At 68.4% G+C, this 16,751-nt stretch carries 16 protein-coding genes; 9 read left to right on the top strand and 7 right to left on the bottom strand.

Annotation, left to right across the window (positions count from 1 at the left end):
- Window positions 1-187 precede the first annotated feature (187 nt).
- On the bottom strand, window positions 188-1,570 hold the full coding sequence (xseA, locus tag WS78_RS15170) for an exodeoxyribonuclease VII large subunit (protein ID WP_059581460.1): 1,383 nt from the start codon (window positions 1,568-1,570) through the stop codon (window positions 188-190).
- A 451-nt stretch (window positions 1,571-2,021) separates the two neighbouring features.
- Here xseA and lpxK point away from each other — a divergent pair, with 451 nt between their 5' ends.
- The 5 genes from lpxK (at window position 2,022) to WS78_RS15205 (ending at window position 5,991) form a co-directional block, all read left to right on the top strand.
- On the top strand, window positions 2,022-3,050 hold the full coding sequence (gene lpxK, locus WS78_RS15180) for a tetraacyldisaccharide 4'-kinase (protein WP_038752083.1): 1,029 nt from the start codon (window positions 2,022-2,024) through the stop codon (window positions 3,048-3,050).
- Complete coding sequence (locus tag WS78_RS15185) at window positions 3,031-3,237, top strand: Trm112 family protein (protein ID WP_059581455.1); 207 nt, start codon at window positions 3,031-3,033, stop codon at window positions 3,235-3,237. The genes lpxK and WS78_RS15185 overlap by 20 nt, the downstream gene beginning before the upstream one ends.
- A gap of 149 nt (window positions 3,238-3,386) precedes the next feature.
- A complete protein-coding gene (gene kdsB, locus WS78_RS15190) occupies window positions 3,387-4,178 on the top strand; it encodes a 3-deoxy-manno-octulosonate cytidylyltransferase (protein ID WP_059581452.1) in 792 nt (263 codons plus the stop codon).
- Between the two features lie 208 nt (window positions 4,179-4,386).
- Window positions 4,387-5,049: an adenylate kinase gene (gene adk, locus WS78_RS15200; RefSeq protein WP_038752090.1), complete on the top strand. Its 663-nt coding sequence runs from the start codon at window positions 4,387-4,389 to the stop codon at window positions 5,047-5,049.
- A 183-nt stretch (window positions 5,050-5,232) separates the two neighbouring features.
- Window positions 5,233-5,991, top strand: coding sequence for an SDR family NAD(P)-dependent oxidoreductase (locus tag WS78_RS15205; RefSeq protein ID WP_038752093.1), 759 nt, complete (start codon window positions 5,233-5,235; stop codon window positions 5,989-5,991).
- A 272-nt stretch (window positions 5,992-6,263) separates the two neighbouring features.
- Here WS78_RS15205 and WS78_RS15210 read toward each other — a convergent pair whose 3' ends face one another.
- Window positions 6,264-7,106, bottom strand: coding sequence for a SirB1 family protein (locus tag WS78_RS15210; protein WP_038752096.1), 843 nt, complete (start codon window positions 7,104-7,106; stop codon window positions 6,264-6,266).
- A 9-nt stretch (window positions 7,107-7,115) separates the two neighbouring features.
- On the bottom strand, window positions 7,116-8,822 hold the full coding sequence (gene murJ, locus WS78_RS15215; RefSeq protein ID WP_317135630.1) for a murein biosynthesis integral membrane protein MurJ: 1,707 nt from the start codon (window positions 8,820-8,822) through the stop codon (window positions 7,116-7,118).
- A gap of 168 nt (window positions 8,823-8,990) precedes the next feature.
- On the opposite strand from murJ, the gene rpsT reads away from it, so the two are divergent.
- Complete coding sequence (rpsT, locus tag WS78_RS15220; RefSeq protein ID WP_059581448.1) at window positions 8,991-9,269, top strand: 30S ribosomal protein S20; 279 nt, start codon at window positions 8,991-8,993, stop codon at window positions 9,267-9,269.
- 204 nt (window positions 9,270-9,473) lie between these two features.
- Here the strand turns inward: rpsT and WS78_RS15225 are convergent, their stop codons facing one another.
- Complete coding sequence (locus WS78_RS15225; protein WP_038752104.1) at window positions 9,474-9,797, bottom strand: DUF3579 domain-containing protein; 324 nt, start codon at window positions 9,795-9,797, stop codon at window positions 9,474-9,476.
- A gap of 414 nt (window positions 9,798-10,211) precedes the next feature.
- Here WS78_RS15225 and argF point away from each other — a divergent pair, with 414 nt between their 5' ends.
- The gene (argF, locus tag WS78_RS15230; RefSeq protein WP_059581445.1) at window positions 10,212-11,141 is read left to right on the top strand and encodes an ornithine carbamoyltransferase; all 930 of its coding nucleotides are present in this window, start codon (window positions 10,212-10,214) and stop codon (window positions 11,139-11,141) included.
- A gap of 159 nt (window positions 11,142-11,300) precedes the next feature.
- Here argF and murB read toward each other — a convergent pair whose 3' ends face one another.
- The gene (gene murB, locus WS78_RS15235; protein WP_059581440.1) at window positions 11,301-12,350 is read right to left on the bottom strand and encodes a UDP-N-acetylmuramate dehydrogenase; all 1,050 of its coding nucleotides are present in this window, start codon (window positions 12,348-12,350) and stop codon (window positions 11,301-11,303) included.
- Window positions 12,351-12,486: 136 nt separating this feature from the next.
- On the opposite strand from murB, the gene WS78_RS15240 reads away from it, so the two are divergent.
- Window positions 12,487-12,972, top strand: a complete 486-nt coding sequence (locus WS78_RS15240; RefSeq protein WP_038752114.1) for a YajQ family cyclic di-GMP-binding protein — start codon at window positions 12,487-12,489, stop codon at window positions 12,970-12,972.
- Between the two features lie 686 nt (window positions 12,973-13,658).
- Here WS78_RS15240 and plsY read toward each other — a convergent pair.
- Window positions 13,659-14,267 (bottom strand): glycerol-3-phosphate 1-O-acyltransferase PlsY, encoded by a 609-nt coding sequence (gene plsY, locus WS78_RS15250; RefSeq protein WP_059581432.1) that lies wholly within the window; start codon window positions 14,265-14,267, stop codon window positions 13,659-13,661.
- A gap of 109 nt (window positions 14,268-14,376) precedes the next feature.
- The gene (ybaK, locus tag WS78_RS15255; RefSeq protein WP_038752123.1) at window positions 14,377-14,868 is read right to left on the bottom strand and encodes a Cys-tRNA(Pro) deacylase; all 492 of its coding nucleotides are present in this window, start codon (window positions 14,866-14,868) and stop codon (window positions 14,377-14,379) included.
- A gap of 140 nt (window positions 14,869-15,008) precedes the next feature.
- Here ybaK and WS78_RS15260 point away from each other — a divergent pair, with 140 nt between their 5' ends.
- A complete protein-coding gene (locus tag WS78_RS15260) occupies window positions 15,009-16,571 on the top strand; it encodes a class I adenylate-forming enzyme family protein (RefSeq protein WP_059581428.1) in 1,563 nt (520 codons plus the stop codon).
- The last annotated feature ends 180 nt before the right edge of the window (window positions 16,572-16,751 follow it).

Genomic DNA, 16,751 nt, shown 5'->3' on the forward strand with positions numbered 1-16,751 from the left:
TGTATGTAGGGAGGGCAATATTGGATGCCGCGGAACGCCCGATTGTAGGCGACTCCGAATAACCCCGCAAACTCGCGGGCCTTTATCCGTCACATCCGAAAAATCGACGTTGACGCTGCATCCGCGACGCGCGAAACGGCGCACGCGAAGCACGTGCCGTTTCGCATGCCGCACGCGCGTCGCATCATCAGAATGTATCCGAAAGACGCGGTTGCACGTCGGCAAGCGACACGTCGGCCGAGCCTTCCGCGAGATGCACGGTCAGCCGGCGTTGCGGCTTGAGCGCCGACGGCGCGCGCACCGCGCGGCCCGTCTGCGCGTCGATGAGCGCCGCGTAGCCGCGCTCCAGCGTGCGCTGCGGGCTCAACACCTCGAGCCGCGCCGCGCACGCGGCAACGCGCGCGGCATCGCGTTCGAGGCGCCGCTGCAGCGTCGCCTCGAGCCTTTGCGCGAGCGTCGCGAGCGCCTGCCGCGCCTGCGTGACGTCGGGCCGCGCGCGCTGCCAGCGCAGTTGCACGAGCGCGAAGCGCGCGCGCGCGTCGCGCACGGGCCGCGCGCCCGCCGCCGTGAGCCGCGCGGCGAGCTGGCCCACGTGCGTGTATTGACGCGCCAGACGCTCGGCCGGGCTGACCAATCGGCGCGCGAGCCAGTCGAGCTGCTGCGCGCGCAGATCGAGCCCGCGCCGCAGGCCGCGCGCGAGCGCGCCCTGCCTGTCGCTCAGCTCCCGCAACAACAGCGCGCGCTGCGGGCTCACGAGCTCGGCCGCGCCCGTCGGCGTCGGCGCGCGCACGTCGGCCGCGAAATCGGCGATCGTGAAATCGGTCTCGTGCCCGACGCCGCAGACGACGGGCACCCCGCTCGCCGCGATCGCGCGCGCAAGCCCCTCGTCGTTGAACGACCACAAGTCTTCGATCGAGCCGCCGCCGCGGCAGACGATCAGCACGTCGACCTCGCGCCGCGCGTTCGCCGCCTCGACCATCGCCGCGAGCTTCTCGGCCGCGCCCGCGCCCTGCACGGGCGCCGGGTAGACGATCACGGGCACGTGCGGCGCGCGGCGCGCGAGCGTCGTCAGCACGTCGCGCAGCGCGGCCGCCTGCAGCGACGTGACGATGCCGATCGCGCGCGGATGCGTCGGCAGCGCCCGCTTGCGCTCGGGTGCGAAGAGCCCTTCGGCCTCGAGCTGCGCCTTCAGCCGCAGGAACGCTTCGTAGAGCCGCCCTTGGCCCGTGCGCCGGATCGCCTCGACGCTGAGCTGCACCTCGCCGCGCGGCTCGTACATCGTGACGAGCGCGCGCACCTCGATCTTGTCGCCTTCGCGCGGCGTGAATTCCGCGTGCTGCGCCCGGCCGCGGAACATCACGCAGCGCATCTGCGCCTGTTGATCCTTGATCGAGAAGTACCAATGGCCGCTCGCCGCGCGCGTGAAGTTCGACACTTCGCCCGCGACCCACAGCAGCGGAAACGTGCGTTCGAGCATCGTGCCGATCGCGCGGTTGAGCGCGGACACGGGAATGACGCCGTCGCCCGCGGGCGCGCCCCCGGGGCCGGCGAAAGTGGTTTCGGAATGCATGGACGGTCGGATGATTTCAGGCGGCCCAACGATAGACTGCCTCGGCGCGCACGGCAAGCCGCGCGTGCGGGGCCGCTCAAGTGTCCACACGGGCATCGAAACAGGGACGGCGTCGTAACAATCGTCCCGAAACCCCTGATGATTTCAAGCAAGCACTTGATTTCAATGAGTTTTTCGGCATCCCTCGCACGCATCCCGCCGATTGAAAGCCCGCCGCGCGGCCCTGCCGGACAGCCGGGCGCCAAGTTTTTCACAGAGTTATCCACAGCCCGTTCCAGCGCGCGACGGCGCGGCGCGGGCCGCACGCCGCACCCGCGCGACTTGCCGGCCGCGCGCCGGGCGCGCTAGAGTGCCGCCTTTCGCAGACCGCGCGGCCGCCGGCCGCCTTCCGGAGAAACGTGTTGACGAATCCGTCCTCTGCCGCGCCGCGCGGCGCCTCGCGCCTCGCGCCATGAGCGCGCAGCCGCGACTCCTCGCGCGCGCCGAAGCGCGCCTGACCCGCGAGTGGCAGCGCCGCGGCGCGCTCGCATGGGCGCTCGCGCCCTTCGCATGCGCATTCGGCGCGATCGCCGCGCTGCGCCGCGCCGCCTACGCGCGCGGCTGGAAGGAGCGGATCGACTGCGGCGTGCCCGTCGTCGTCGTCGGCAACGTGACGGTCGGCGGCACCGGCAAGACGCCGACCGTGATCGCGCTCGTCGACGCGTTGCGCGCCGCGGGCTTCACGCCGGGCGTCGTGTCGCGCGGCTATGGCGCGAAGATCGCCGCGCCCACCGCGGTCACGCCCGCGTCGCCGCCGCAACAGGCGGGCGACGAGCCGCTCCTGATCGCGCGCCGCACGCTCGCGCCCGTGTGGGTGTGCCCGGACCGCGTCGCCGCCGTGCGCGCGCTCACGGCCGCGCATCCGGACGTCGACGTCGTCGTGAGCGACGACGGCCTGCAGCATTACCGGCTCGCTCGCGCGGTCGAGATCGTCGTGTTCGATCACCGCCTGGGCGGCAACGGCTTCCTGCTGCCCGCCGGCCCGCTGCGCGAGCCGCTGTCGCGCCGTCGCGACGCGACGCTCGTCAATGATCCGTACAGCCGCGCGCTGCCGCCGTGGCCCGACACGTTCGCGCTCTCGCTCGCGCCCGGCGACGCGTGGCATCTCGACGAGCCGTCGCGCCGCAAGCCGCTCGCGCAGTTCGCGGGCGAGCGCGTGCTCGCGGCGGCCGGCATCGGCGCGCCCGAGCGCTTCTTCGCGACGCTGCGCGCGGCGGGCGTCGCGCCCGCGACGCGCGCGCTGCCCGACCACTACGCGTTCGCCCGCAACCCGTTCGTCGACGATCATTTCGACGCGATCCTGATCACCGAGAAGGATGCAGTAAAATTGGGGACTTCGTGGCGCGACGCTCGAATCTGGGTCGTCCCGGTCGAAGCCGCGCTCGACCCCCGCCTTATCGCTCTCGTTGTGGAGAAACTCCGTGGACGCACGCCTGCTTGAAATCCTTGTATGCCCCATTTGCAAGGGCTCGCTCCACTACGACCGCGGCGCGCAGGAGCTCGTCTGCAACGCCGACAAGCTCGCGTACCCGATCCGCGACGGCATCCCGGTGATGCTCGTCGACGAAGCGCGCCAGACGGTCGAAGGCACGCCGGTCGAGCCGGCTGGCCCGGCACAGGGCCGCTGAAGGCAACGCCGCGCCGCGCGCCTCGCGTCGCGCGCGCCGTTGCCGCCTCACCCGCGCGCGGGCGCCGAAGCACCGCCCGCCCCGACTCCGCCGCCCGCCAAGCCACGCGGGCGCACTTTTCGAACCCTTTGCCGCTTCGCGCACGTCCGATGACCTCCTCGCTCCCTTTCGTCGCCGTCGTTCCCGCCCGCCTCGCGTCGACCCGCCTGCCGAACAAGCCGCTCGCCGATCTCGGCGGCAAGCCCATGGTCGTGCGCGTCGCCGAACGCGCGCGCGAGGCGGGCGCGCAGCAAGTGCTCGTCGCGTCCGACGCGCAAAACGTCCTCGACGCGGTGCGCGAGCACGGCTTCGACGCGGTGCTCACGCGCGCCGACCATCCGTCCGGCACCGACCGCCTCGCCGAAGTCGCCGCCAAGCTCGGCTTCGGCGACGACACGATCGTCGTCAACGTCCAAGGCGACGAACCATTGATCGATCCGCAGCTCGTGCGCGACGTAGCGTCGCACCTCGCCGCGCATCCGTCGTGCGCGATCGCGACGGCCGCGCACCCGCTGCACGAAGCGCAGGACGTGTTCAATCCGAACTACGTGAAGGTCGTGCTCGACGCGAACGGCGTCGCGCTGTACTTCTCGCGCGCGCCGATTCCGTGGTCGCGCGACGCGTACCTGCCGCACTGGCCGAACGTCGCGGCAATGCCCGCGCCGACGTGCCCCGTCTATCGGCACATCGGCCTCTACGCGTATCGCGCGCGCTTTTTGCGCACGTATCCGACGCTCGCGCAGGCGCCGATCGAGGCGGCCGAGCAGCTCGAGCAGTTGCGCGCGATGTGGCACGGCGAGCGCATCGCGGTGCTCGTCACCGAGCACGCGCCCGAGGCCGGCATCGACACGCCGGCCGATCTCGAACGCGTGCAGGCCCTTTTTCGGTCTCGCGCCAAATAACCCATGGCATAATCGAACGATTGTGCGAGCGATCCGCCCGCGCCGCTCACCGAGATTCGCTCCAAGCCCGTCATTCGCCGGCCGCCGCGCGTCGCCACCGACGCGCCGCAGTTAGACCGGTCGACCGCGCTTGCGACAGAACCGCCGAGCCGCGCCGCGGGTCCCGTAGCGTCTCGCGCCAAAGCATTCACATACCGGAGATATCACCATGCGTTTGATCCTGTTGGGCGCGCCCGGCGCGGGAAAGGGCACCCAGGCAAACTTCATCAAGGAAAAGTTCGGCATCCCGCAAATCTCGACGGGCGACATGCTGCGCGCCGCCGTGAAGGCCGGCACGCCGCTCGGCGTCGAAGCGAAGACGTACATGGACGAAGGCAAGCTCGTGCCGGATTCGCTGATCATCGGCCTCGTCAAGGAGCGCCTCACGCAAGCGGACTGCGCGAACGGCTATCTGTTCGACGGTTTCCCGCGCACGATCGCGCAGGCCGACGCGATGAAGGAAGCGGGCGTCGCGATCGACTACGTGCTCGAGATCGACGTGCCGTTCTCCGAAATCATCGAACGGATGAGCGGCCGCCGCACGCACCCGGCGTCGGGCCGCACGTACCACGTGACGTTCAACCCGCCGAAGGTCGAAGGCAAGGACGACGTGACGGGCGAGCCCCTGATCCAGCGCGACGACGACAAGGAAGAGACGGTGAAGAAGCGTCTCGACGTGTACGAAGCGCAGACGAAGCCGCTCATCACGTACTACGGCGACTGGGCGAAGCGCGGCGAGGAGAACGGCCTGAAAGCGCCGGCGTACCGGAAGATCTCCGGCCTCGGCGGCGTCGACGAAATCCGCACGCGCGTGTTCGACGCACTGAAGTAATCGCGCCCCGCGCACGCGGCGCGCGACGCCGAACGGAAAACCGCCCTCCCCGGGCGGTTTTTTTTCGTCCGGTCGTTCGCTTCGCGCCGGGCTTCGGCGCTCGCCCGTACAATCGTCGCACGGCGCACGGCGCGTCACGACATTCGATCGGCATTCGTACCAATCCAAGGAGAAGGAGCAAACATGGAGATTCGCGACAGCGTCTTCCTGATCACGGGCGGCGCATCGGGGCTCGGCGCGGGCACCGCGCGCCTGTTGACCGAGGCGGGCGGCAAGGTGGTGCTCGCCGACCTCAATCAGGAAGCGGGCGAAGCGCTCGCCCGCGAGCTGGGCGGCGTGTTCGTCAAGTGCGACGTCGCGCGCGAGGAAGACGCGCAGGCGGCCGTCGCCGCCGCGACGAAGCTCGGCACGCTGCGCGGGCTCGTCAATTGCGCGGGCATCGCGCCCGCGGCGAAGACGGTCGGCAAGGACGGCCCGCACCCGCTCGACCTGTTCGCGAAAACGATCACCGTGAACCTGATCGGCACGTTCAACATGATTCGCGTCGCGGCCGCCGCAATGGCCGCGAACGCGCCGACGCAAACGGGCGAGCGCGGCGTGATCGTCAGCACCGCGTCGGTCGCGGCGTTCGACGGCCAGATCGGCCAGGCCGCGTACGCGGCGTCGAAGGCGGGCGTCGCGGGCATGACGCTTCCCGTCGCGCGCGACCTGTCGCGCAACGCGATCCGCGTGATGACGATCGCACCCGGCATCTTCGAAACGCCGATGCTGCTCGGCATGCCGAAGGAAGTGCAGGACGCGCTCGGCGCGATGGTGCCGTTCCCGCCGCGCCTCGGCAAGCCGGCCGAGTACGCGATGCTCGTCAAGCAGATCGTCGAGAACCCGATGCTCAACGGAGAGGTGATCCGCCTCGACGGCGCGATCCGGATGCAACCGAAGTAATGCGGCCGCGCGCATGCGCTCGGCACCGGCTGCGCCGCATGAGCGGCGCGTCGTCGGGCACGAAAAAAAACGCCCGCTGGATGCGTCGGCATCCGCGGGCGTCGTCATGTCGTCATGTCGTCACGTCGTCATCACGTCAATCGTCGGATTCGAACGCGACATCGAAGCAGGCGCGGTGCGAGCGACGATCCTTCGATCGCATCGTCGGTCGCGCCGCTCCGATCACCGGCGTCGCGCACCGGCATCGGGCCGCTGCCCAGCCGGCTCGCCGCTCAATCGTCGTCGTCGCGCTGCATCCGCTGCCGCAATTCGCTCAATTGCGCTTCGACGACCGTCGCGTCGGCCGCATCGGGCCGCTCGCCGAGATACGTCTCCAGATCCTCGAGCGCCGGGCGCAGATAGTCGAGCCGCGCGTACGCGAAGCCGCGGTCGCGCACTTCGTCGAGCTGCCCGGGCAGCAGGATCACGAGCCGCTCCTGCACGCCGAGCAGCCGCTGCCAGCGTTCCGTCTGCAGATAGACGGCCTTCAGGTTGTTCAGCATCCGCGCGACGATCTCGCGATCCGTGGCCGGCTGCAGCAGCGCGCGCAGCATGCTCGTCGCGCCGCCGTCGGCGCGCGCGACGTACGGCTCGAGCATCTCGACGAGCTCCGTCTCCGACAACGAGCGTCCCGTCGTCGGATCGAGGATCGCATCGCCGTCCGGCAGCGCGATGCGCAGCAGGAAATGCCCGGGAAACGACACGCCGCGCGCGGGCACCCCAACCTGCTCGGCGAGTTCCAGATACAGCACCGCGAGCGAGATCGGAATCCCGCGACGGCGCTTGAGCACCATGTTCAGGTAGCTGTTGTCCGGATCGTAGTAGTCGTTGTGGTTGCACGCGAAGCCGAGCTCGCGGAAGAAGAAGTCGTTCAGGAGCGCGAGCTTGTCGCTCGCGCCGGCGCCGTCCGGCAGCCGCCTGACGAGCCGCACCGCGAGCGCGTCGAGCTCCGCGAGGACGCCCTGCAGATCCGCGTCGGGATAGGCGTCCAGCGCGAGCGACAGCGCCGCCTCGGTGAGCGGCAGGCCGTCGTCTTCCGCGACGAGCGCACTGAAATAGTCGAGAACGCGAGTCATTGGGGTCCGTTACTTGGCGCGCCGTCTGAAGTACGCGTATTTGAAACCCATCAGCCACAACATACCGAAATATAGCGCAGCGAACAGAACGAGGCAGGCGGCCATCAGCGCGATCCGCTCGAGCGGCATCGCGCGCATCGCCGTCCAGTCGAAATTGATCGCGAGCCAGTGCATCACGCCCGCGAGCACGAGCGACGCCCCCGCGAGCTGCGCGAAGAAGCGCAGCCAGCCGGGCGACGGCTGATAGATGCCGCGGCGGCGCAGCCCGATGAACAGAAGGAGCGAATTCAGGCACGCGCCCACGCCGATGCTGAGCGTGAGCCCCGCGTGGCCGATGATCGGCACGAACACGTAGTTCGACAACTGCGTGACGATGAGCACGCCGACCGCGATCTTCACGGGCGTCTTGATGTCCTGCTTCGCGTAGAAGCCGGGCGCGAGAATCTTGATGAGGATGATGCCGACGAGGCCGATCCCGTACGTTGCGAGCGCGCGCGCGACCATCGTGACCGTGTGCGCGTCGAACTTGCCGTAGTTGAAGAGCGTCGCCGTCAGCGGCTCGGCGAAGAAGAACAGCGCGAGCGCGCTCGGCGCCGCCAGCAGGAACGTGACCCGCAGCCCCCAGTCGAGGAGCGCGGAGTACTCGGCCGAATCGGCGTCGACGTGCGCCTTCGACAGGCTTGGCAGCAGGATCGTGCCGAGCGCGACGCCCAACAGCGCGGTCGGGAACTCCATCAGCCGGTCCGCGTAGTTGATCCACGACACGGCGCCCTGCCCGAGCCGCGACGCGATGTTCGTATTGATGATGAGCGACAACTGCGCGACCGACACCGCGAACGTCGCGGGCACCATCTTCGCGAGCACGCGCTTCACGCCCGGATGCGCGAGCGCGCGCCTCGGATTGACGCCGATCGCGGGCACCATGTCGATCTTCTTCAGCCCCGGCAGCTGCACCGCGAACTGCAGCACGCCGCCGGCGATCACCGCCCACGCGAGCGCGTAGACGGGCACCTTCAGATGCGGCGCGACGAACACCGCCGCGACGATGAACGCGACGTTCAGCAGCACGGGCGCGAACGCGGGCAGCGAAAAGCTCTTGTACGTGTTGAGCACGCCCGACGCGAGCGTCGTGAGCGAGATGAACACGATGTACGGGAACATGATCTGCGTCATCGTGACGGCGAGCGGGAACGCCTGCCCGTCCGTGCGCAGGCCCGACGCGACAGCGAACACGACCCACGACGCACCGGCGACGCCGGCGAGCGACAGGAACGCGAGCGCCCACGCGAGCACGGTCGACATCGCGTCGACGAGCGCCTTCGTCGCATCGTGCCCTTTTTGATTCTTGAACTCGGCGAGAATCGGCACGAACGCTTGCGAGAACGCGCCCTCGGCGGACAGCCGGCGCAGCAGGTTCGGAATGCGGAACGCAACGTAAAATGCGTCGGTGAATTGACTGGCGCCGAACGCACGGGCGATCAGCGTCTCGCGGGCCAGTCCGGTCACGCGCGACAGCAGCGTGAAGCCGCTGACCGTCAGCAGGGCTCGGAATAGATTCATGGGGCGCTTATTATACGGACCTCGGGCGGCGGCGGCCGGTACGTCCGAGGAAAAGGCGGACGACCCGGCGCGGGCGATCCGGCAGGTGCGGCTTGCGCTTGCCACTCGCTTGATTTTGTTGTTATAATTGTCGGTTTCTGAGCCTGTCATACGCATTGCGTGCGTCGCGCGAGCGGCGTTTCGCGGTCAAGCGTGTCGGCCGGCCTCGGTTAAAACCGACGTTTTTTTGCGCTCCCGGACAATCGCTTCCGGGAGTCGGATCGAAAAGCAGCGCTTGGCCGTCAGGCTCCAAGCTCTGGAAACAGGACAGGATAAGGAACCGTCATGGCTAACTCCGCACAAGCACGCAAGCGCGCCCGCCAGGCTGCGAAGGCAAACTCGCACAACTCGGCGCTGCGCTCGAAATTCCGTACCGCGATCAAGGCAGTCCGCAAAGCGATCGACGCCGGCGATCAGGCAAAGGCCGCCGATCTGTTCAAGGCCGCCACGAAGACGATCGACACGATCGCCGACAAGAAGATCGTTCACAAGAACAAGGCCGCTCGCAGCAAGAGCCGCCTCGCCGCAGCCGTCAAGGGCCTGCAGGCGCAAGCCGCGCAGTAAATCCGGCGCGCCCGCGAGGCGGGCGCCCTGTTTCCTCTGCGATCGACGAAAAAGCCCGCTTCGTGCGGGCTTTTTTTGCTGGATTTCGCGCTGCGCCTTTCGACTTCGCTCGATGTTCCGCCGACCGCGGCCGTCGCGCGCGATTGCCGCGGCGCCACCGCCACGCGATCGCCGAGCCCCGCCGCCGGAGCGCCGGCGCATTGCTTACTTCTGCGCCTTGCTGTAATCGGGCAGTTCGCACGCCTCGGTAACGACGAGGTTGTTGTCCTTCGCGAAATTCATCACGAAATCAAACGCCATCGGCTCGATGTCGCGCAGCCGGGAATCGACGATCACGCACTTGAGGTCACCGAGCAGCGTCGGGCGCACATAGCGCGAATATTGAAGGCGGGCATTGGGCCCGCTCGCCCCCGGACCGTAGCACGACATCACGCCGGCGAGACGTTCGGACCAGTCGCTCGGCCGAAACTTCTTCCCATCTTTCGTGATGCCCTGAATGAAATATTCGGTCGGGAGTGTTTCAGCCATGAGGGTACCCAAGTGACGGCCCAGCAGTGCACCGGCGAAGCTTCGCCTGGACACTTCGAACACAATGGAAGCGGTTTCGCGGCGGCTCGCGACGAGCCCGCCTGAACGTGCGTTCCGGCTTGCGGCGCATCGCGCGCAGGCAAGCCGCCGCCTTGGTCGATTGTGTCCGGCAGACCAAGCATGAATCTTGCCCGCCGGGCTTGAGAAAACTTCGAAATTATACCGCAGCGCGCCATCGCGCGTCGTGTCGCGCGCGCGCCGCAAGCCGGCAGCAAGCCGTCCCGCGCGCCGGGCGGCGCGGGCGCGCGGCTCGTCAAAGCGTAAAAAATCCTTTATGCTGCTTCGAGTTATCACATCCGACGGCGGCGCCGTCCGGCGCATCGGCCGCCGGGTGAGTCCGCCGCGTTTCGTTTCATGACCGCCAAAACCATTCGTCACTACCTGCAGTTCAAGGATTTCTCGCTGGAAGACTACGAGTACGTGCTCGAACGCACGGGTATCCTGAAGCGCAAATTCAAGAACTACGAGACCTATCACCCGCTGCACGACCGCACGCTCGCGATGATCTTCGAGAAGAGCTCGACGCGCACGCGCCTGTCGTTCGAAGCCGGGATCTTCCAGCTCGGCGGCCACGCCGTGTTCATGAGCACGCGCGATACGCAGCTCGGCCGCGGCGAGCCCGTCGAGGATTCGGCGCAGGTGATCTCGCGGATGGTCGACATCATCATGATCCGCACGTTCGAGCAGGACATCATCCAGCGCTTCGCCGAGAATTCGCGCGTGCCGGTGATCAATGGCCTGACGAACGAGTACCACCCGTGCCAGGTGCTCGCCGACATCTTCACGTATTACGAGCACCGCGGGCCGATCCGCGGCAAGACGGTCGCATGGGTCGGCGACGCAAACAACATGCTGTACACGTGGATTCAGGCCGCGCGCATCCTCGACTTCAAGCTGCGGCTGTCGACGCCGCCCGGCTATGCGCTCGACGCGAAGCTCGTCGACCCGGAAAGCGCGCCGTTCTACCAGGTGTTCGACGATCCGAACGAAGCGTGCAGGGGCGCGGATCTCGTCACGACCGACGTCTGGACGAGCATGGGCTTCGAAGCGGAAAACGAGGCGCGCAAGCAGGCGTTCGCGGATTGGTGCGTCGACGAGGAAATGATGTCGCACGCGAGTCCCGACGCGCTCTTCATGCACTGCCTGCCCGCGCACCGCGGCGAGGAAGTGACGGCGGGCGTGATCGACGGCCCGCAGAGCGTCGTGTGGGACGAGGCGGAAAACCGCCTGCACGTGCAGAAGGCGCTGATGGAGTTCCTGCTGCTCGGGCGCTTGAACCACTGACGCGCGCCTGCGGCGGCCGCACGTTGCCGCCCAGCGCGCGAGCGCGGCGCCCGCGGATCGCGGCGCCGGCGCGCTCCTTCGGCGCGACCAGAAACCTCGCTGTGAATCAGCGAGGTTTTTTTATGGTCGATGGCGCGCGGCCAAGCCGCCTACTACCTACTACAGACACACGGGTTCCGCCTCCAGCTCGACGCCGAAGCGCTCGAGCACGTCGCGCCGAATCGCGTGCGCGAGCGCGAGCACGTCGGCGCCCGACGCGCCGCCGCGATTGACGAGCACGAGCGCCTGCCGCTCGTGAACGGCCGCCGCGCCGAGCGAGCGCCCCTTCCATCCGCAACGGTCGATGAGCCAGCCGGCCGCGAGCTTCACTCGACCGTCGGGCTGCGGATACGACACGACGTCCGGCTCGCTCGCGCGCAGCGCGGCGAACGCCTGCGCGTCGATCACCGGATTCTTGAAGAAGCTGCCCGCGTTGCCGAGCTCGAGCGGATCGGGCAGCTTCGCGCGGCGGATCGCGACAACCGCGTCGAACACGTCGCGCGCGCTCGCGCGGCTCGCGTCGATCCCGCGCGCGGCGAGCTCGCGCGCGACGTCCGCGTAGCCGAGCCGCGGCGTCCACGCCTTCGGCAGCCGGAACGTCACCGACACGATCGCGAAACGGCCGCGCCCTTCCCGCTTGAAAAAACTGTCGCGATAGCCGAACGCGCAGTGCTGCGCGTCGAATTCGACGATCTCGCCCGTTGCGAGCTCGACCGCGCGCAGCGACGCGAAATGTTCCTTCATCTCGATCCCGTACGCACCGATGTTCTGAATCGGCGCGGCGCCCACCGTGCCCGGAATCAGCGCGAGATTCTCGAGCCCCGGCATCCCTTCGGCGAGCGTCCATTCGACGAACGCATGCCAGTTCTCACCGCCGCCCGCCTCGACGAACCACGCGCCTTCGTCTTCGCGCACGAGCGCGCGGCCGCGAATCTCGTCGAGCAGCACGAGGCCGTCGAAGTCGCCCGTGAACACGACATTGCTGCCGCCGCCGAGCACGAACAGGTCGAGCCCCGCGACGCGCGGATCGCGCGCGAGCGAAGCGAACTGCGCGGGCGAGCCGATCCGCGCGGCAAGGCGCGCGCGCACGTCGAAGCCGAACGTGTTGTGCGCGCGCAGCGGAAAATCGGGAATCAACTGAACGGAGGAATCGGGACGGGACATCGGCATTCGCGGTTGCGCCGGCACACGGTCAAATCCGCGGCCTTGGGCAAATCTAGGGGCGCCGGTAAAATGGCGGTCAGTCCGCAATTATAGCGAGTGCCCGCGCGCAGGCCGCGCGCGGCACGCCCTACAGGAGAATGCCATGCCATCGTTCGACGTCGTTTCCGAAGCGAACATGATCGAAGTGAAAAACGCAGTCGAGCAGTCGAACAAGGAAATTTCGACCCGCTTCGATTTCAAGGGCTCCGACGCGCGCGTCGAGCAGAAGGAGCGCGAGCTCACGCTCTACGCCGACGACGACTTCAAGCTCGGCCAGGTCAAGGACGTGCTCATCGGCAAGATGGCGAAGCGCAACGTCGACGTGCGCTTCCTCGAATACGGCAAGATCGAGAAGATCGGCGGCGACAAGGTGAAGCAGGTCGCGACGATCAAGAAAGGCGTGTCGGGCGACCTCGCGAAGAAGGTCGTGCGCATCGTGAAGGACAGCAAGATCAAGGTGCAGGCGAGCATCCAGGGCGACGCGGTGCGCGTGTCCGGCGCGAAGCGCGACGATCTGCAAAGCGTGATCGCGCTGCTGCGCAAGGAAGTGGCCGATACGCCGCTCGATTTCAACAATTTCCGCGACTGAAGGCGGAAGGATGTTGGCCGCGGAAGTCGGCGGTCGTGGGGCTCGGCGGTCGTGGGGCTCGGCGGTTGCGGAACTCGCTCGTCGTGCGGCTCGCCGGTCGTCTAACTCGCCGATCGTGTAACTCGCCGGCCATATCGCGGAGGACGGCTTCGATTCGGCGGGCGCTGACCGTGACGGGATCGGGCATCCAAGAGATCGTCGTGCCGCTCGTCTCGCCGCACGACGCCGCACGACGCCGCACGACGCAGCATGACGCCACAACGACCGCCGCGTCGCTCGCGGCGTGACGAACGGCAGGATGACCGGGCCGAATCGACCGCATGCCACGTTCGCCGGGCAATCAGTCGCCGGCGCCGCGCAAGCCCTTCCGTCATATGCGTTTCGGCATTCGCGTTTCGGCATTCGATGCCGTCGAGCGATCCGCATCGCAGCAGCGACGAATGCGCGAGCGCGCCACGCGTGTCGTTCGGTCCCGCGCGCATTCGCACGCATTCATACGCATTCGCACGCCGCTTGCGCGAGCTGTGGCATCGATCGTTCGCGAACGCAGTCGACGTCCGAATCCGAAACGCACGGGCCGCCATCGCAGCGCCGCCGTGACGGCGCCGATCGCGTTCGGCCCGATGCGTCGGGCGCCGGCACGCGCCGCGTGCCTCATCCCAGCGCACGGGCCGGATTGGCGCGACTCACGCGCCCGTCTTCTTCTGCCCGATCCGGCTTTCCTCGCCGGCGAGGAGCTTCGAGATGTTCGAGCGATGCCGCCAGATCAGCAGCAGGCTCATCGCGAGCACCGCCCAAGCCACCGGATTGTTGCGCGTGCCGAACAGGAACACGTCGAAAACCGGCGCGAACACCGCGGCGACAAGCGCCGCGAGCGACGAATAGCGGAAGAAGAACGCGACGATGAGCCAGGTCAGCGCGGTCGCGAGGCCGAGCACCGGATGCACGGCGAGCAGCACGCCTGCCGCGGTCGCGACGCCCTTGCCGCCCTGGAAGCGGAAGAACACCGGGTACAGGTGGCCGAGAAACACGGCGATCGCCGAAAGCGCGACGCCGATCTCGCCGCCGATGCCCAAGCGCCTGACGAGCCAGACTGCGAGCCAGCCCTTGAACGCATCGCCGACGAGCGTGAGGATCGCGGCCCCCTTGTTGCCGCTGCGCAGCACGTTGGTCGCGCCGGGGTTTTTCGAGCCGTACGAGCGTGGGTCGGCGAGCCCCATCGCGGCGCTGACGACGACAGCGAACGACACCGATCCGATCAGATAGGCGGCGACGGTAGCGAGCAGGATCTGCATGCGAAGGACTCTTGTTTCAACGTATGGATGGATTGGACGGCCTCGATCGCGAAGCCGCGGCGGCGCTCATTCTACCGAAGCGGCGCGGCGCGCCACGCGGGTGAAACCCTCAGTCGACGCTCGCGCATTGCACGGGCCGCGCGTTCAGCAGCGTCGTCAGCACCACGGGCGCAACGCTCACGAGATAGCCGCGGCGGCCGCCGTTCAGGTAGATCGACGGCAACTCGAGAATCGACGATTCGACGTAGACGGGCATCGCCTTCTTCGTACCGAACGGCGACGTGCCGCCGACGAGGTAGCCCGAATGCCGGTTCGCGACTTCCGGCTTGCACGGTTCGACGCGCTTCGCGCCGATCTGCCGCGCGAGATTCTTCGTCGACACCGTGCGATCGCCGTGCATCAGGATGACGAGCGGCTTCGCGTGCTCGTCCTCCATCACGAGCGTCTTGACGACAGCGTGCTCGTCGACGCCCAGTTGGCGCGCCGACTCGGACGTGCCGCCGTGTTCGACGTACTCGTAGACGTGCTCGTCGAACGCGACGCCGTGTCGGCGCAGGAACTGCGTCGCGGGCGTTTCGGAAACGTGTTTGGATTTGCTCATGTGCGCATTTTAATTGCAGGCGGCGCGCGGGACTATTGTCCGAATGGCAGATTGTCCGCGCGACGGACGCATGGCACGATCGTCGCCACACGGTCGGCAACTGCGCGGCACCGCGCTCGCGCCGATCAACCGGAGATACCATGACGACCCAATTCACCGCCGGCCCGACGATCGACGTCGACGCGCTGCTCGCCGCCCTGCCGCCGCGAATTGCGGCGCTGCCCGCGCGCATCGCCGAACACGCGCCCGATCACGTCGCGCTGATCGAGGACGCGCGCGCGCTCACGTACGCGCAGCTTGCGCGCGCGATCGACGCCGCGGCCGACCGGCTGCGCGCGCTCGGCGTGCAAGCCGGCGACCGCGTGATGATCGTCGCGGAGAACAGCGTCGCGCAGATCGTGCTGCTGCTCGCCGCGACAAGGCTCGACGCATGGGCGATCACATCGAACGCGCGCCTCGCGGCAGCCGAGCTGGAAGCGATCGCCGCACACGCGCGACCGCGCCTGATCGCGTTCGTCACCGGCACGTCGCCCGATGCAAGCGCGCACGCCGAACGCAGCGGCGCGCAGCCGGCCGCGCCGGTCACGCCCGACATCGGCGCGTGGTCGTACACGATCGATGCGAACGCGCGCGCGGAGCCGGTCGAAACCGACGCCGCGCACCAGTGCGCGGCGCTCATCTACACGACCGGCACGACCGGCGCGCCGAAGGGCGTGATGCTGTCGCACCGCAACCTGCTGTTCGTCGCGGCCGTGTCGAGCACACAGCGGCGCGTCGCGCCGACCGACGTCGTCTACGCGGTGCTGCCCGTGTCGCACGTCTACGGGCTCGCGTCGGTATGCCTCGGCAGCCTCTATGCGGGCGCGACGCTCAGGCTCGCGCCCCGCTTCTCGCCGCAGGCATTGCGCCGCGCGCTCGTCGACGAGTACGTCACGATTTTTCAGGGTGTGCCCGCGATGCACGCAAAGCTGCTCGAGCATCTGCGCACGCACGGGCACGCGTGGCGCGCGCCGCATCTGCGCTTCGTCTATTCGGGCGGCTCGCCGCTCGACGCCGATCTGAAGGCGCGCGTCGAACGTGTCTACGGCCTGCCGCTTCACAACGGCTACGGAATGACCGAAAGCAGCCCGACGATCACGCAAACGCCGATCGACGCGCCGCGCGCCGATTGCTCGGTCGGCGTGCCGATCCCGGGCGTCGCCGTGCGCCTCTGCACGACGTGCGGCGCCGACGTCGCGCCGGGCGAAGTCGGCGAGCTGTGGGTGCGCGGGCCGAACGTGATGCTCGGCTACTACCGCGATCCGGAAGGCACGCGCGCGGCCGTCACGGCGGACGGCTGGCTGAAGACGGGCGACCTCGCACACGCGGGCGACGACGGCGCCGTGACGATCGCCGGCCGCAGCAAGGAGCTCATCATTCGTTCGGGCTTCAACGTCTATCCCGCCGAAGTGGAGCAGGCGCTGAACGCGCATCCGGACGTCGTCCAGTCGGCCGTGATCGGGCGCGCGATCGAAGGCAACGAGGAAGTGATCGCGTTCGTCGAGCTCGCGCCGAACGCGGCCGCGACCGAGGACGATCTGAAAGTCTGGTGCGCGACGCGCCTCGCGCCGTACAAGCGCCCCGCGCGAATTCGCACGCTCGCCGCGCTGCCGGCCGCGTCGACGGGCAAGGTGCTCAAGCACCGGCTGCGCGAGATGCTATGACGAAACGCGGCCCGCGCGCCGCACCGGCGGCCGGCGCGTGCGGCCCGCGAGCCATCGGATATCCCGCGGCTGCGAAACGCCGAATTCGCACGCGATGCGCGCCTCGATGCGTCTGATACATCGGACTCATCGAACTCATCGGACGTATCCGATGTATCCGATGCGAACGCCCACCGCCCT

The organism is Burkholderia savannae, assembly GCF_001524445.2.
In the GTDB taxonomy this organism is placed as follows: domain Bacteria; phylum Pseudomonadota; class Gammaproteobacteria; order Burkholderiales; family Burkholderiaceae; genus Burkholderia; species Burkholderia savannae.